At 70.1% G+C, this 14,911-nt stretch carries 14 protein-coding genes and 5 tRNA genes; 15 read left to right on the forward strand and 4 right to left on the reverse strand.

The window, feature by feature from the left end; translation table 11 throughout:
- Window position 1: 1 nt before the first annotated feature.
- On the reverse strand, window positions 2-3,778 hold the full coding sequence (locus ACGFML_RS05155; RefSeq protein WP_393540093.1) for a nitrate- and nitrite sensing domain-containing protein: 3,777 nt from the start codon (window positions 3,776-3,778) through the stop codon (window positions 2-4).
- 611 nt (window positions 3,779-4,389) lie between these two features.
- On the opposite strand from ACGFML_RS05155, the gene ACGFML_RS05160 reads away from it, so the two are divergent.
- The 9 genes from ACGFML_RS05160 (at window position 4,390) to ACGFML_RS05200 (ending at window position 8,361) form a co-directional block, all read left to right on the forward strand.
- Window positions 4,390-4,593 carry a hypothetical protein gene (locus ACGFML_RS05160; RefSeq protein WP_393540440.1) on the forward strand — a complete coding sequence of 68 codons (204 nt, stop codon included), beginning with the start codon at window positions 4,390-4,392 and terminating at the stop codon, window positions 4,591-4,593.
- An 82-nt stretch (window positions 4,594-4,675) separates the two neighbouring features.
- Window positions 4,676-5,437 (forward strand): fumarylacetoacetate hydrolase family protein, encoded by a 762-nt coding sequence (locus tag ACGFML_RS05165; protein ID WP_393540095.1) that lies wholly within the window; start codon window positions 4,676-4,678, stop codon window positions 5,435-5,437.
- The gene (gene gltX, locus ACGFML_RS05170; protein WP_393540097.1) at window positions 5,430-6,908 is read left to right on the forward strand and encodes a glutamate--tRNA ligase; all 1,479 of its coding nucleotides are present in this window, start codon (window positions 5,430-5,432) and stop codon (window positions 6,906-6,908) included. The genes ACGFML_RS05165 and gltX overlap by 8 nt, the downstream gene beginning before the upstream one ends.
- 74 nt (window positions 6,909-6,982) lie before the next feature.
- Window positions 6,983-7,708, forward strand: a complete 726-nt coding sequence (locus tag ACGFML_RS05175) for an HAD family hydrolase (RefSeq protein ID WP_393540099.1) — start codon at window positions 6,983-6,985, stop codon at window positions 7,706-7,708.
- An 87-nt stretch (window positions 7,709-7,795) separates the two neighbouring features.
- Window positions 7,796-7,867, forward strand: a tRNA-Gln gene (locus tag ACGFML_RS05180).
- Between the two features lie 57 nt (window positions 7,868-7,924).
- Window positions 7,925-7,997, forward strand: a tRNA-Glu gene (locus tag ACGFML_RS05185).
- Window positions 7,998-8,086: 89 nt separating this feature from the next.
- Window positions 8,087-8,159: transfer RNA gene (locus ACGFML_RS05190), tRNA-Glu, on the forward strand.
- A gap of 16 nt (window positions 8,160-8,175) precedes the next feature.
- A tRNA-Gln gene (locus ACGFML_RS05195) sits at window positions 8,176-8,247 on the forward strand.
- A 41-nt stretch (window positions 8,248-8,288) separates the two neighbouring features.
- A tRNA-Glu gene (locus ACGFML_RS05200) sits at window positions 8,289-8,361 on the forward strand.
- A 44-nt stretch (window positions 8,362-8,405) separates the two neighbouring features.
- Here ACGFML_RS05200 and ACGFML_RS05205 read toward each other — a convergent pair.
- Complete coding sequence (locus ACGFML_RS05205; RefSeq protein WP_393540101.1) at window positions 8,406-9,053, reverse strand: MerR family transcriptional regulator; 648 nt, start codon at window positions 9,051-9,053, stop codon at window positions 8,406-8,408.
- A 101-nt stretch (window positions 9,054-9,154) separates the two neighbouring features.
- On the opposite strand from ACGFML_RS05205, the gene ACGFML_RS05210 reads away from it, so the two are divergent.
- Entirely contained in the window at window positions 9,155-9,637 is a 483-nt protein-coding gene (locus ACGFML_RS05210; RefSeq protein ID WP_393540427.1) for a DUF4188 domain-containing protein, read from the forward strand.
- Window positions 9,638-9,701: 64 nt separating this feature from the next.
- Here ACGFML_RS05210 and ndgR read toward each other — a convergent pair whose 3' ends face one another.
- Entirely contained in the window at window positions 9,702-10,418 is a 717-nt protein-coding gene (gene ndgR, locus ACGFML_RS05215; protein WP_030982239.1) for an IclR family transcriptional regulator NdgR, read from the reverse strand.
- A 175-nt stretch (window positions 10,419-10,593) separates the two neighbouring features.
- Here ndgR and leuC point away from each other — a divergent pair, with 175 nt between their 5' ends.
- The 5 genes from leuC to ACGFML_RS05240 all read left to right on the forward strand — a co-directional run bounded on the left by leuC (window position 10,594) and on the right by ACGFML_RS05240 (window position 14,099).
- Window positions 10,594-12,036: a 3-isopropylmalate dehydratase large subunit gene (leuC, locus tag ACGFML_RS05220; RefSeq protein ID WP_393540103.1), complete on the forward strand. Its 1,443-nt coding sequence runs from the start codon at window positions 10,594-10,596 to the stop codon at window positions 12,034-12,036.
- Between the two features lie 3 nt (window positions 12,037-12,039).
- Window positions 12,040-12,633, forward strand: coding sequence for a 3-isopropylmalate dehydratase small subunit (leuD, locus tag ACGFML_RS05225; RefSeq protein ID WP_393540105.1), 594 nt, complete (start codon window positions 12,040-12,042; stop codon window positions 12,631-12,633).
- A gap of 135 nt (window positions 12,634-12,768) precedes the next feature.
- Window positions 12,769-13,014, forward strand: coding sequence for a hypothetical protein (locus ACGFML_RS05230; RefSeq protein ID WP_393540107.1), 246 nt, complete (start codon window positions 12,769-12,771; stop codon window positions 13,012-13,014).
- A gap of 125 nt (window positions 13,015-13,139) precedes the next feature.
- A complete protein-coding gene (locus ACGFML_RS05235; RefSeq protein ID WP_393540109.1) occupies window positions 13,140-13,802 on the forward strand; it encodes an HU family DNA-binding protein in 663 nt (220 codons plus the stop codon).
- Between the two features lie 93 nt (window positions 13,803-13,895).
- Window positions 13,896-14,099, forward strand: coding sequence for a hypothetical protein (locus ACGFML_RS05240; RefSeq protein ID WP_393540111.1), 204 nt, complete (start codon window positions 13,896-13,898; stop codon window positions 14,097-14,099).
- Here the strand turns inward: ACGFML_RS05240 and cofC are convergent.
- Window positions 14,080-14,787: a 2-phospho-L-lactate guanylyltransferase gene (cofC, locus tag ACGFML_RS05245; RefSeq protein ID WP_393540114.1), complete on the reverse strand. Its 708-nt coding sequence runs from the start codon at window positions 14,785-14,787 to the stop codon at window positions 14,080-14,082. The genes ACGFML_RS05240 and cofC overlap by 20 nt on opposite strands.
- Window positions 14,788-14,911 lie beyond the last annotated feature (124 nt).

The raw sequence follows: 14,911 nt of genomic DNA on the forward strand, positions 1-14,911 counted from the left end.
ACTAACGCTCCTGCTGGTGAGTGGGGTCAACAATGCCGTGGTTTCCGGTGGACGATGTCCCTCCGGCCTGGCGGCCCTGCTGGATGCCCCGGCGGAGATTGGTCAGCCGCCCGCGCACTTCACTGGGCGCACGCGACACCTGCGGACCGGTCTGGGTGGACTGCTGCTGCTGTGCGGTACCCGCGACAAGGTTCGCACGCGGGACGCGGCGGGGCAGTCCGGAGGTGGTGAGACCGCCGGCGGCCGGCTGACGGATCTGCTCCGCCTGCCGCCAGGTCTCGTCGTTGGGCGAGCTGCGCCACTGGGAGGAGGCTTCGGCGGGCGCCCCCTGCGCTCCGCCTCGCCCACTGCCCACCGGAGCGGTCCCGCCCTGGGCGGCCTCGCGGCGCGGCGCAGGCGGCGCGTCGGAGGCGTCCGGTCCACGGCCCGACTGCTGCTGCGGGACGCCGGCAGCGGCGGAGGCCGGGTGGTTGAACCAGTTCGACTCGATGGTGTCGAAGATCGGGGTACGGCCGTCGCCGGGGCCCGCGCCCGTGCCCGTGTCACCGAGCTCGTCGCGGTCCTGCGGCTGCTGCACCGGGAACTGACCGGTGTCGTACTGACCGGTGTCGTACCGGTCGGTCTCGAACCGGCCGGTGTCCTGTTGCCCGTTCGCCTGGCGGCCCTGGTCCCGCTGCCCCCGGTCCTGAGCCCGGTCCGGTCGGCCGGCGTCCTGGCCGGGCCGGCTGTCGGCCTGCTGGAAGGGGTCGGTCTCGTACTGGCCCGTCTCGTACTGGCCGGTGTCGTACCCGTCCGTCTCGTACTGACCCGTCGGGTGCCGACCCGTATCGAACGGGTCCGTCGGGTGCCGACCCGTATCGAACGGGTCCGTCTCGTACTGACCGGTGTCGTACGGGTCCGCCGCGCGCTCGGCGTCGCCGGCCGCGCCGGCACCCGGCCGCTCCCGCTCGCCACCGGGCAGCGCGAAGCCACCGGTGTCGCGGGCGTCGGGCCGTGCGAACTGCGTGGTGTCGGCCGGGCCGCGCCCGCCCTGCGAGCCGTCCGCACCGGGCGGCGGGCCGTTGAAGTCGGGGCGGGCGAACGCCGCGGTGTCCCCGGGGCCGCCGGGGGCGGTCCGCTCGGGGCGGCCCGTCGTCTCCGACTCCTCGTGACCGCGCGGGCGGTCCTGCGCCGCGCGGGGCGCCAGCGGCCAGTCGTCGTCGGCGCCGCGCTCGCGGCGCGCGCCCCAGCTGGTGCCGTGCGGCTGCTGGCTGTCCGGCGGGCCGGACTGGCCGGGGCCGCCCGGCAGTTCGGCGGCGGGACCGCGGCCCGGCAGCTGCGGCCGCTCTTCGCGCCGGGGCGCACCGGTGGGCGGTGCCACGGTGGGCTGCTGGCCACCGCCCTCGCTGCGGGTGGGCAGCGAGGGACGCGTACCGCCGGCCGGCCGGGCGTCACCGGGCGCGCTGGGAGCGTTGGGTCGACGGGCCGCCGGCGCGCCGCCGAAGGCGTTCGCCGGGCCGCCGCCGGAGCCGGCGGGGCCGCCGCGTCCGGGCAGTGCCGGGCGACCGGCCGTGGGGCCCGCGCCGACCTGACCGCGCGGCTGGAGTCCGGCGAGCCGGCTGGAGGCCGAGCCGCCGACGTCGCCGCCGCTCTTGGCGGTGCTCGGCGCCGGCTTCTTGCCGCCCTGCGCCACATCGACCGGCAGCATGACCAGTGCGGTGGTGCCGCCGGAGTCGGAGGGGCGCAGCTGGATACGGATGCCGTGTCGCAGCGACAGCCGGCCGACCACGAACAGACCCATCCGCCGCGACACCGAGACGTCCACGGTCGGCGGGCTGGCGAGGCGCTCGTTGATCGCCGAGAGGTCCTCGGGGGACAGGCCGATGCCGGTGTCGTGGATCTCGACCAGCACCCGCCCGTCGGGCAGCGCGTGACCGGTCACCTTGACCTTGGTCTGCGGCGAGGAGAACGACGTGGCGTTCTCCAGCAGCTCGGCGAGCAGGTGCACGAGGTCGTTGACGACCCGGCCCGCTACCTCGGTCTGCGGAACGGCGTTGAGCTCGATCCGCTCGTACTGCTCCACCTCGGAGGCGGCGGCACGCAGGACGTCGACGAGCGGCACCGGCCGCGTCCACCGGCGTCCCGGCTCCTCACCGGCGAGGACGAGGAGGTTCTCGCCGTTCCGGCGCATACGGGTGGCGAGGTGGTCGAGCTTGAAGAGCGAGGAGAGCTGGTCCGGGTCGGCCTCGCGGGACTCCAGCTCGGAGATCAGCGAGAGCTGGCGCTGGATCAGGCCCTGGGAACGCCGCGAGAGGTTGGTGAACATCGCGTTGACGTTGCCCCGCAGCAGCGCCTGCTCGGAGGCGAGGCGGACGGCCTCGCGGTGGACGTCGTCGAACGCCGCGGCCACCCGGCCGATCTCGTCGCGGCTGTGCACACCGACCGACTCGACGGAGGTGTCCACGTCCTGCGGGTCGGCCTCCGACAGCTGCTTGACCAGCTCGGGCAGCCGGTCCTGGGCGACCTTCTGCGCGGTGTCCTGGAGCCGGTGCAGCGAGCGGACCATGGACCGGGCCACGACGAACGCGCCGATCAGCGAGACGCCGAGAACCAGCAGGATCAGCGCACCGTTGAGGATCGCGTCCTGGGTGGCCTCGTTGCGCAGCTCCCGGGACTTCTGCTCCATCTCGGACAGCAGTGTCGTCTCGACCCGCGACATCTCGGCGATCTTGACCGAGTCGGAGTCGTACCAGTCGAGGTACTTGTACTCCTGGCTGCGGATGCCGGTGTTGCTCGCGAAGGCGCGGTGCGCGAAGGCGTACGCGGCCTTGATCTCGTCGTTGTTGCCGTCCAGGCCGCGTGTCAGGGAGCCCGCGTTGTCGCCGGAGTTGTTGGTGTAGATCTGCGCGAACCGGTCGCGGGCGGCCTTCTCGTTGTCCTCTGCGGTACGGCCGGCCAGCCGGTCGTTGGAGGAGAGCTGGGCGCCGCCCTTGTGCGCCAGACCCGCACTGACCAGGGCGCGCTGCATCGACGCGTACTCCTTGGCCGACGAGAACGCCGCCAGCGCACGGGTACTGCGGATCATCTCCGGGTTGCTGGTCGCCTGCGCCATGTCCTGGGACAGCGACAGCAGGGAGTCCACCAGCTGGTTGTACGCGCTGACCGTCCGCGCGGCGTTGCTGTCGTCCTTGTACGCGTTGGCGCGGATCTCGTTGAGGGTGGTGAGCTGGCGCCCGATCTCCAGGATCGTCGCCCGGACACCGGCCATGGTGGAGTCTTCGGGCTTGATGTCCCCGGTGGCCTGGTTGAACGACAGCCGGGCGCGGTCGGTCGCCTCGCGCGGCGCCACGACGTTCGCGTCGTCCTTGCTGTTGCCGCTGCCGGCCAGCGGGCCCGCGGACTTGTCGCGCTCGACCTGGAGCGCGTCGGCGAGCTCGGTCGCCTGCCGCGTCATCTCGGTGAGCAGCTGCATCTTGTCGAGCGCGTCGATGTTGTCCAGCTGCGTGTCGATACGCATGCCGCCGAGGGTGGTCGCCGCGACCACCGGCAGCGCGAGCAGGGAGACCAGGCGGGTGCTGATGCGCCAGTTGCGCAGCGATATTCGCGACCCGGGGCCGGGCACGGCCTTGGACGGGTTGGGCCTGCCGCTGTCCGCGGCATCACCGCCCTGCGTCCGGCCGTCCCGGTCGGACGGGGCACCGTTGCTCTGGGCAGGCCGGGGCGAGGAGGCGCGGTCGGTCCCGCCGCGCAGCTCCGGGTCCGCCGCAGCGCTGCCATCCCTCTTGAAACGTCCCTGCACTAGCGTCGCAACCTCTGGACCAGGCGTCCCTCCGCGTGAACGGCGGGACGGTGTCGAGTCGTAGGGGCCCGCAAGTCCCCCATGGCGGTCGTGAGTGACCGGCGGGCTGCCCTCTCTGGCCGAGAGAGCGGCACCGCCGCGCGGCGCTACTTTGCGCCCTGCGCACCGGCTGAAACGTGCGGCGGTCCGTGGAATTCCAGCACAGTGCCGGACCTCCAACAAGAGCGGAGCCGACGGCTGTGACATGGGTGACGCAATGTGCGGATCGCGTCACGACGTGTAGAGGATTCCGTACCCGATAACGGACTTTTGCCCGCGAGTCGTTCGCTCGATGCCGCTGTCCCAGGTGCGGTGATCGGGAGCGGAACATGCGCTTCAATCCGCCAATGTCCGATTCGCCCGCAGATGTTGATCATGGGATTTGCCGCATTTGTCGCACCCTTCGTGAGCAAACTCACAGGAAGATCGCTGACTTCTCCAGCACTTCGCAGGGAATAGCGCGCTTAGCCTGGCGCTTTACACGATTGCGCAGATCGACAACCGCGTCGGGCGCAACACCGTTTTCTCCACACGATCACCACCACGACGATCACAACGCGAGGCGTGAAGCAGTGAAGGCAGCGAAGGCAGCGAAGTCGACGATGATGTTCCGCAACATAGCCAACCCGCGGCGCACCACCCTGGCGCACCTCAAGGACGCCGAAGAGCTCGCCACCGCGGCGGCACCGGAGCACACCGCCGAACTGCCCGCCCAGACGGCCAACCCCCGTCGCACCATCCTGATGGACGCCCCCGAGCAGGACGTACCGGCGTAAGACGGTCGCGGGACGGCCGCAGCCCCGCGATAGCCTGGAGTGTCAACTCCGGCCAGTGATCAATGAGGGGCAGCGGCAACCCGTGCGCATCGCCAGATTCTCCATCGACGGCAACGTCGGCTTCGGCGTCGTCGAGGGCGACGAACTCGACGTCATCAAGGGACACCCCTTCGCCGCATTCGAGCGCTCGGGGCAGAAGGTCCCCCTGGACAAGATCCGTCTCCTGCCGCCCACCCTGCCCAACAAGATCGTCGGGATCGGCCGCAACTACGCCGAGCACGCCGCCGAGCTGGGCAACGACGTCCCGGATGTCCCGGTCACCTTCTTCAAGCCCTCCACCTCCGTGGTCGGCCCCGGCGACCCCGTCATGTACCCCTCCTTCTCGCAGGAGGTGCACCACGAGGCGGAGCTCGCCGTCGTCATCGGCCGGATGTGCCGAGAGGTGCCCCGCGAGCGCGTCAAGGACGTCATCCTCGGCTACACCTGCGCCAACGACATCACCGCGCGCGATGTCCAGAAGCGCGAGAAGCAGTGGGCACGGGCCAAGGGCTTCGACTCCTCCTGCCCGCTGGGCCCCTGGATCGAGACCGAGCTGGATCCGGGCGATCTGACCATCCAGTGCACCGTCAACGGCGAACAGCGCCAGCTCGGCCGCACCAGCGAGATGGTCCGCCCGATCGAGGACCTGATCGTCCACATCACCGAGGCGATGACGCTGCTCCCCGGCGACGTCGTCCTCACGGGCACCCCGGCCGGAGTCGGCCCGCTCAACGTCGGCGACGAGGTCGCCGTCACCATCGAAGGCATCGGCACTCTCACCAACAAGGTGATCAAGCGTGGCTAACGCGACCCCCGTCCGCGTCCGTTTCTGTCCCTCCCCGACCGGCAACCCCCACGTGGGCCTGGTCCGTACCGCCCTGTTCAACTGGGCCTACGCCCGGCACACCGGCGGCAGCCTGGTCTTCCGGATCGAGGACACCGACGCGGCCCGCGACTCCGAAGAGTCCTACCACCAGCTGCTGGACTCCTTCCACTGGCTCGGCTTCGACTGGGACGAGGGCCCCGAGGTCGGCGGCCCGCACGCGCCGTACCGGCAGTCCCAGCGGATGGACATCTACCAGGACGTCGCCGACAAGCTCCTGGCCGGCGGATACGCGTACCACTGCTACTGCACCACCGAAGAGCTGGACGCCCGCCGAGAGGCCGCCCGCGCCGCCGGCAAGCCCTCGGGCTACGACGGCACGTGCCGCGAGCTGACCGCCGAGCAGAAGGCCGCGTACGACGCCGAGGGCCGTACCTCCATCGTCCGCTTCCGGATGCCCGACGAGCCGATCACCTTCACCGACCTGGTGCGCGGCGAGCTGACCTTCACCCCGGACAACGTCCCGGACTACGGCATCGTCCGCGCCAACGGCGCGCCGCTGTACACCCTGGTCAACCCCGTCGACGACGCCCTGATGGAGATCACCCACGTCCTGCGCGGCGAGGACCTGCTCTCCTCCACCCCCCGCCAGGTCGCCCTGTACAAGGCGCTGATCGACCTGGGCGTGGCGAAGGCCGTGCCGTCCTTCGGGCACCTCCCCTACGTCATGGGCGAGGGCAACAAGAAGCTCTCCAAGCGCGACCCGCAGGCCAACCTCAACCTCTACCGCGAGCGCGGCTTCCTCCCCGAGGGCCTGCTCAACTACCTGTCCCTGCTCGGCTGGTCCTTCTCCGCCGACCAGGACATCTTCTCGATCCCCGAGCTCATCGAGAAGTTCGACATCGCGGACGTCAACGCCAACCCGGCCCGCTTCGACCTCAAGAAGGCCGAGGCGATCAACGCCGACCACATCCGGCAGCTGGATGTGAAGGCGTTCACCGAGGCGTGCGAGCCCTGGCTGCGGGCCCCGCACGCCAACTGGGCCCCCGAGGACTTCGACCGCACCGCCTGGGAAGCGATCGCCCCGTACGCCCAGACCCGCGTCACGGTCCTCTCCGACATCACCGCCAACATCGACTTCCTCTTCCGCAAGGAGCCCGTCGAGGACGAGGCGTCGTGGGCCAAGGCGATGAAGGGCGACCCGGCGGCCCTGCTCACCACGGCCCGCGCCAGGCTCCTCGACGCGGACTGGTCCGACCCCGAGTCCCTCAAGGCCGCCGTCCTGGCCGCCGGCGAGGAGCACGGCCTCAAGCTCGGCAAGGCCCAGGCCCCGGTCCGCGTGGCCGTCACCGGCCGTACGGTCGGCCTGCCGCTCTTCGAGTCCCTGCAGATCCTCGGCACGGAACGCACCGTCGCCCGCATCGACGCGGCGCTGGCGAAGCTGGCCGGCTGATCCCGCAACTGCGCCGAGGGCCCGGAAACCACGGTTTCCGGGCCCTCGGCGTTTCCACTCGCTAGATTGCAGACATGACCGTCCGCGCCGTTCTGTGGGACCTCGACGACACCCTCTTCGACTACACCGGGTCGGACCGCGCCGGCGCCCTGCGCCACCTCCGGGCCGAGGGCCTGGTGGCCGCGTACGGCGGCGAGGAGGCGGCTCTGGCACGCTGGCGCGAGGCGATGGAGACCGAGTTCGCCCGATTTCTCGCCGGTGAGGTGGGCTTCCTCGATCACCGCCGGGCCCGCGCCCGAACCTTCCTGGGGGTCGCGCTGAGCGACGAGGAGGCGGACGCCTGGTTCGGCCGGTACATCGCGCACTACGAGGCGTCCTGGGCGCTCTTCCCGGACTCCGAGCCCGCCCTGGAGGCGCTGGCACCGCTGGTACGCCAGGCGGTGCTGTCCAATTCCGGGACCGCCAACCAGGAGCGCAAGTTGACCGTCCTGGGGATCCGCGCGCACTTCGAGGCGGTGCTGTGCGCCGATGAGCTGGGATACGCCAAGCCCGACCCCGAGGCGTTCCGGGCCGCCTGCACGGCACTGGGACTTCCGCCGCACGAGGTGGTCTACATCGGCGACCGGCTCGACATCGACGCACTCGGTGCCCGGGACGCCGGGCTGACGGCCTTCTGGCTGGACCGCGCGGACACCGGAGAGGAGCCGCCACCAGGCGTCCGGCGCATCCGGGGCCTGGCCGAGCTCCCCGAGTTGTTGCGCGGAGTTATCGGTTTTGGTGCGCCGTCCACGATCAGGTAATGTTCTTCCTGCGCCGCCCGAGAGGGCCGAAAGGCCTGGCCGGGAGGCGCAAACCAAACAAACCCCCCACGGGGGGTTGAGTTTTGGTGGGCTATGGTGTAATTGGCAGCACGACGGTTTCTGGTTCCGTTAGTCTAGGTTCGAGTCCTGGTAGCCCAGCAAGAGATCTTTCGGTCCACTGTGATCGTTCTCCAGGTCTCTTGATCGCAGTACCAGGCCCCCGTTGTGTAGCGGCCTAGCACGCCGCCCTCTCAAGGCGGTAGCGCCGGTTCGAATCCGGTCGGGGGTACAGATCCTTTCTCTCCGTCTCCTTCGGGTCGCTCCCGGATGCGACGATGCAGAGCCCATGCGACTCCGGTCGTGTGGAGGATCGCTAGGGCCCCCGTTGTGTAGCGGCCTAGCACGCCGCCCTCTCAAGGCGGTAGCGCCGGTTCGAATCCGGTCGGGGGTACTGGTCTAAACCACCATGGGCTATGGTGTAATTGGCAGCACGACGGTTTCTGGTTCCGTTAGTCTAGGTTCGAGTCCTGGTAGCCCAGCGCAGCATGTCCTGGCGACAGGCTCAACTGCAAGAAAACTTGCCCCCGTTGTGTAGCGGCCTAGCACGCCGCCCTCTCAAGGCGGTAGCGCCGGTTCGAATCCGGTCGGGGGTACAGAAGAGAAGGCCCCCCGCATCATGCGGGGGGCCTTCTCGCGTTCAACGGCCGGTGCCGAAGCGCTTGTTGGACTCCTCCGCCTCGGCCAGCCGGCGCAGACTCAGCAGCACCGGCTCGTACAGCACCGTGAAGGCCACGGCCGCCTCCACCTGCTCCTCCGGCCGCTCGAACTCCTCGACCAGATCCAGGTCCACGACCGCGAGTTGTTCCGCCTGGCGCGCGTACGGCAACAGATGTGCGGTGTCGCAGGCGTAGCCGAGGCGGCGCAGGGCCGCGATGGCCGAGACGAGCATGCCGAAAGCGGGGGAGGTGGCCGCGGCGTCGGTGTTGAGGCGCCAGTCGAGGAGCCTCAGCAGCTCGGTGGCGGTGCGCCGGGCGACGGCCGTCGACGGGTCCGCCTCGTCGGGCTCCGGGCCGTACGGGAGCGCCTGGACGGCCGCGCCCAGCCGGTGATGGTGGTCCAGGGAGTCGTCCGCGATGGCGGCCAGGACCTCCCGGGCGGTGGTCACCGGGATGCGGCCGACCTGGATCAGGGCCCTCACCAGGCGCAGCCGGCGCAGGTGCTCCTCGTCGTACTCGGACTGGGTGGCGGTGACCCGTCGGCCCGGCGCCAGCAGTCCCTCGCGCAGGTAGTACTTGATCGTCGGGGTGGAGACCCCGCTGCGCTCGCTCAGCTCCGCCAGTCGCATTCCTTGCGCCCCTTCCCCTTGCGAGGGCTATTGGAAAGTGCCACTATCCAATCATGGATAGCGATGCTATCCAATGGGTCGACGTGGCGAAGGGGACGGTCATGGGTGGCAAGCCGATACAGGGGCGGACGACGGCGGACGGCACGGGTGACGTGGTCGTCTTCCTCATCGGGATGCGGGTCAACAGCTGGTGGGCGGTGCGGAGTTGGCTGCCGGTGTTCCGGGCGATGCCGCGCATGCTCAAGGAGCTGGTCCGTGACCGGGACAGCGGATTGCTGGGCTACCGCCCGCTCGCCGCGCCCCCGAGGAGCTTCGGCCTCATCCAGTACTGGGAGTCGAAGGAGAAGCTGCTGGCGTACGCCGCGGACCAGGGCGGCGAGCACCGGCCGGCCTGGGCGGCGTTCAACCGGCGGGCGCGCGAGGGGCGCGACAAGGTCGGCTTCTGGCACGAGACCTTCGTCGTCCCGGCGGGCGCGTACGAGAGCGTCTACGTCAATATGCCGTCGTTCGGGCTGGGGGAGGCCCGGGGCGTGGTGCCGGTCGGGCGCCGCGGGGAGCGGGCGGCCCAGCGGCTGGCGGTCTGAGCGCCGGAGGACGTCGAAAGGTGCGGCCCCGTACGGATCGTCCGTACGGGGCCGGGTGTCGTCGTCAGCCGGTGCGGCGCAGGCCCTCGGAGAGGCGGGCGGCCGCGTCGATGACCGCCTGGGCGTGCATCCGGCCCGGGTGGCGGGTCAGGCGCTCGATGGGACCGGAGACGGAGACGGAGGCCACCACGCGGTTGGAGGGGCCGCGTACGGGCGCGGAGACGGACGCCACGCCGGGCTCGCGCTCGCCGATCGACTGGGCCCAGCCGCGGCGCCGTACGCCGGACAGCGCGGTGGCCGTGAAGCGGGCGCCCTGCAGTCCGCGGTGCAGCCGCTCCGGCTCCTCCCAGGCCATCAGGATCTGGGCGGCCGAGCCGGCCTTCATGGGGAGCGTGGAGCCGACCGGGACGGTGTCCCGCAGTCCGGACAGCCGTTCCGCCGCCGCCACACAGATTCGCATGTCGCCCTGCCGGCGATAGAGCTGGGCGCTCTCGCCGGTCACATCGCGCAGGTGGGTGAGTACCGGCCCCGCCGTGGCCAGCAGGCGGTCCTCGCCGGCCGCCGCGGCCAGCTCGGAGAGCCTGGGGCCCAGGATGAACCGGCCCTGCATGTCCCTCGCCACCATCCGGTGGTGTTCCAGAGCCACGGCCAGCCGATGGGCCGTGGGTCGTGCGAGCCCTGTCGCCGCGACCAGCCCGGCGAGGGTGGCCGGACCGGACTCCAGAGCGCTCAGTACGAGAGCCGCCTTGTCGAGAACGCCGACGCCGCTAGAGTTGTCCATGCAACGATACTCGCGTCTCACACTGTGAAACGCAAGTTCAATTTTCCAGGGAAGTCGTCAATCTGTAGATGTGGCCCTCGACCAGGGCCCGGCGTCAGGCCCGTCAAGGGGATTTCTGCGGGCACCCGCGCACATACGAGTAAGGCCGGCACAGTGGCCGGCCGGAGGGAAAGCGATGGGACGGACACTCGCGGAGAAGGTCTGGGACGATCATGTCGTCCGGCGCGCGGAAGGCGAGCCCGACCTCCTCTTCATCGATCTGCACCTGCTGCACGAGGTCACCAGCCCGCAGGCGTTCGACGGCCTCCGCAAGGCCGGTCGCCAGGTGCGCCGCACGGACCTGACCATCGCCACCGAGGACCACAACACCCCGACCCTCGACATCGACAAGCCGATCGCCGACCCGGTCTCGCGCACGCAGCTGGAGACGCTGCGCAAGAACTGCGCCGAGTTCGGCGTCCGGCTGCACCCGCTGGGCGATGTCGAGCAGGGCGTTGTCCACGTCGTGGGACCGCAGTTGGGACTGACCCAGCCCGGCACCACGGTGGTCTGCGGTGACAGCCACACCTCCACCCACGGAGCCTTCGGCGCCCTGGCGTTCGGCATCGGCACCAGCCAGGTCGAGCACGTCCTGGCCACCCAGACGCTGCCCCTGGCCCCCTTCAGGACCATGGCGATCACCGTCGACGGCGAGCTGCCCGACGGCGTGACGGCCAAGGACCTGATCCTGGCGATCATCGCCAGGATCGGCACCGGCGGCGGCCAGGGCTACGTCCTGGAATACCGCGGCTCGGCCATCGAGAAACTGTCGATGGAAGCCCGGATGACCATCTGCAACATGTCCATCGAGGCAGGCGCGCGGGCCGGCATGATCGCCCCCGACCTGACCACCTTCGACTACCTGCAGGGCCGCGACCACGCCCCCGAGGGCGAGGACTGGGACGCCGCGGTCGAGTACTGGCGGACGCTGCGCACCGACGACGACGCCGTCTTCGACGCCGAGGTGCACATCGACGCCTCCTCGCTGGCGCCGTTCGTCACCTGGGGCACCAACCCCGGCCAGGGTGCGCCGCTTTCGTCGAGCGTCCCCGACCCCGCTTCGTACGAGGACGCCTCGGAGCGGTTCGCCGCCGAAAAGGCCCTGGAATACATGGGGTTGGCGGCCGGCCAGCCACTGCGCGAGATCACCGTGGACACCGTCTTCGTAGGTTCGTGCACCAACGGCCGGATCGAGGACCTGCGCTCCGCGGCGTCGATCCTGGAGGGCCGCAAGGTCGCCGACGGGGTGCGGATGCTGATCGTGCCCGGCTCGGTCCGGGTCTCCCTGGAGGCCGTTGCCGAGGGGCTGGACAAGGTCTTCACCGCGGCGGGCGCCGAATGGCGGCACGCGGGCTGTTCGATGTGCCTGGGCATGAACCCCGACCAGCTGGCGCCCGGTGAGCGCTCCGCGTCCACCTCCAACCGCAACTTCGAGGGTCGGCAGGGCAAGGGAGGCCGCACCCACCTGGTCTCGCCTCAGGTCGCCGCCGCAACGGCGGTTCTCGGCCATCTGGCCTCACCGGCCGATCTGTCCTCAACGGCCGGCCAGTCCGACGTCGCCACGCCCGCGGGAGTCTGAACCATGGAAGCATTCACCACCCACACCGGCCGGGCCGTCCCGCTGCGCCGCAGCAACGTCGACACCGACCAGATCATCCCGGCCCACTGGCTGAAGAAGGTCACCCGCGACGGCTTCGAGGACGGGCTGTTCGAGGCCTGGCGCAAGGACCCGGAGTTCGTGCTCAACCAGGAGGTGTACAAGGGGGCAACGGTGCTGGTCGCGGGCCCCGACTTCGGCACCGGCTCCTCCCGTGAGCACGCCGTGTGGGCCCTGCAGAACTACGGCTTCAAGGCCGTCATCTCCTCGCGGTTCGCGGACATCTTCCGCGGAAACTCCCTCAAGAACGGCCTGCTGACGGTGGTCCTGCCGCAGGAGACCGTCGACCGGCTGCAGAAGCTGGCGGAGGCCGACCCCACCGCCGAGGTGACGGTCGACCTGGTCGGCCGCCAGGTGCGGGCCGAGGGCGTCACCGCCGATTTCGAGCTGGACGAGAACGCTCGTTGGCGGCTGCTGGAGGGGCTGGACGACATCAGCCTCACCCTCCGGGAGGAGTCCTCCATCGTGACGTACGAGGCGAATCGCCCCTCCTTCAAGCCGCGTACCCTCGAGGTCTGACCTCGGATTATTGGCTCAAAGCGTTATTGCGTACGATGCGCCCCCTGTGCAGTTGGCAGGGGGCGCATCCGCTTGTTCAGGCGGCTGTTGAGGCCCCGTGAAGCGACAACTCGCCGCAGATGGCACAATTAGCGCATGGAACGCGACGACCAACTCGAGCTCTACGGTCTCGTCGCCGACCGGCTCAAGGACGCACACGCAAGAGTGCGGACACTGCAAGTCCCGGAGGGCGTACGGATGGCGCTGACCCGGAAGCTGCTCGTCATCACGGCCGCGGCTAAACACGATCTTGCGGACGCGGCAAGGCGTCTGGAGTGGTTCATGGCAGACCTCGATGAAGGTCGTTATCCCGAAGATGTGCCCCGCGACGGAAGTCCGTGAAGGTCGAGTTTGTTGCGGCACAAGGGTGATTAGCCCGTTTCGTGTTTGATTTGCGGTATGTATCTGCCTAACGTGCGAAAAAGCTTGGAAACTTTCGTTCCAGCAATGTCTCCGAAGGGGAAGACGTGAACAAGGCGCAGCTCGTAGAAGCCATTGCCGACAAGCTCGGCGGCCGTCAGAACGCCGCGGAAGCGGTGGACGCGGTACTGGACGCAATCGTCCGCGCAGTTGTCTCGGGCGACCGCGTTTCGGTCACCGGATTCGGCTCGTTCGAGAAGGTCGACCGCCCCGCCCGCTACGCCCGCAACCCGCAGACGGGTGAGCGCGTGCGGGTCAAGAAGACCTCGGTGCCGCGATTCCGCGCCGGTCAGGGCTTCAAGGACCTGGTGAGCGGCTCGAAGAAGCTCCCCAAGGGCGGCGAGGTCTCCGTCAAGAAGGCTCCCAAGGGCAGTCTCACCGGCGGTGCGGCCATCAAGAAGGCGGCCGCGAAGAAGGCCACCGCCAAGAAGGCCGCCGCCAAGAAGGCGACGACGGCGAAGAAGGCCACCGCCAAGAAGACCACCACGGCGAAGAAGGCCACCGCCAAGAAGGCGACCACGGCGAAGAAGGCCACCGCCAAGAAGGCGGCCACGGCGAAGAAGACGACGCCGGCGAAGAAGACCACCGCCAAGAAGGCCACAGCCAAGAAGACCGCCCCCGCCAAGAAGGCGACGGCGAAGAAGGCGCCGGCGAAGAAGACCACGGCGCGCAAGACCACCGCCAAGAAGGCCACCGCCCGCAAGCGGTGAAGCAGCGGCGACGTCATGCGTCGGGCCGGTCTCCCTTCGGGGAGCCCGGCCCGCGGTGCGTGCGGGCACCGGGTGCCGTCTAGGCTCTCTCCCATGCAGGCCACCGCGTACACCTACGACGACGATTCCCGCTCGGGCAGCGTGCTGCTGGACGACGGGACCCCGCTGCCCTTCGACGCGGCGGCCTTCGACGCGGGCGGGCTGCGGCTGCTGCGGCCAGGTCAGCGGGTGCGCATCGAGGTCGAGGGCGACGGCGAGGGCCGGCGCATCGTGCTCGTCACGCTCCAGACGCTCTGACCCCGGGCGGTTGCCGCCCGTCGGGCCCCGACGGGCCACCGGCGGCCAGCCGCGGCACCTGGCGGGCCGTGTACGGCCCCACGCCCAGCGCCAGCGCCGCCAGCAGATCCTCACCGGTGTCCACGTCGCGCCGTACCGACGGCACGCCCGCCGCGGTGATCTCCCGCGCCCCGGACGCCAGGTGACGCGCCCGGGAAGCGCCACCGAATGCCGGTGCCAATTCCGCCGCGGAAGTAGCGCTGAGAAGTGTTGTCCCGATATCCGCCGCATCCGCGAGAAATGCGCGCGGAAATAGCGCCGCGGAATGGAGCACCAGTTCCAGCTCGGCCGGGCGGAGAGCCGGCAGATCGGCGTTCAGTGCGGCGACCGGCGCACCGGGGTGGCGGGCCCGTACGGCTTCCGCGCCGTGTGCCAGCGCGGCGTTGAGTCCGCGGGCCGGAGCGTCGGGCACGATGCGCGCCCCCAGGGCCGCCAGACGCTCCCCGGCCAGTGGATCGTCCGTGACAACCGCCACATCGCGCACATTGGCGCAGGCCAGCGCGGCGGTCACGGTGTCGAGGGCGAACGCGAGGGCCAACTGCGGCCGGAAGTGTTCACCGGCGGCCCTGGAGAGCCTGCTTTTGGCCCGCACCAGCGGTTTCAGCGGTACCACCAGGCTCCAGCCCACATCCGCTCCGTCTCTTCGCATCGGCATCATTCTCACCCGCACTCGCAGCCGTTCGACAGCGTCGGGGTTACGGTGTTCTCGACATAGCGGGTACCTGGGGCGACACTTGTGCGGCTGCCGGCTCGCAGCAGCTTCGCAGGTCCCA

Origin of the sequence: Streptomyces sp. NPDC048650 (genome assembly GCF_043199095.1) — a bacterium.
In the GTDB taxonomy this organism is placed as follows: domain Bacteria; phylum Actinomycetota; class Actinomycetes; order Streptomycetales; family Streptomycetaceae; genus Streptomyces.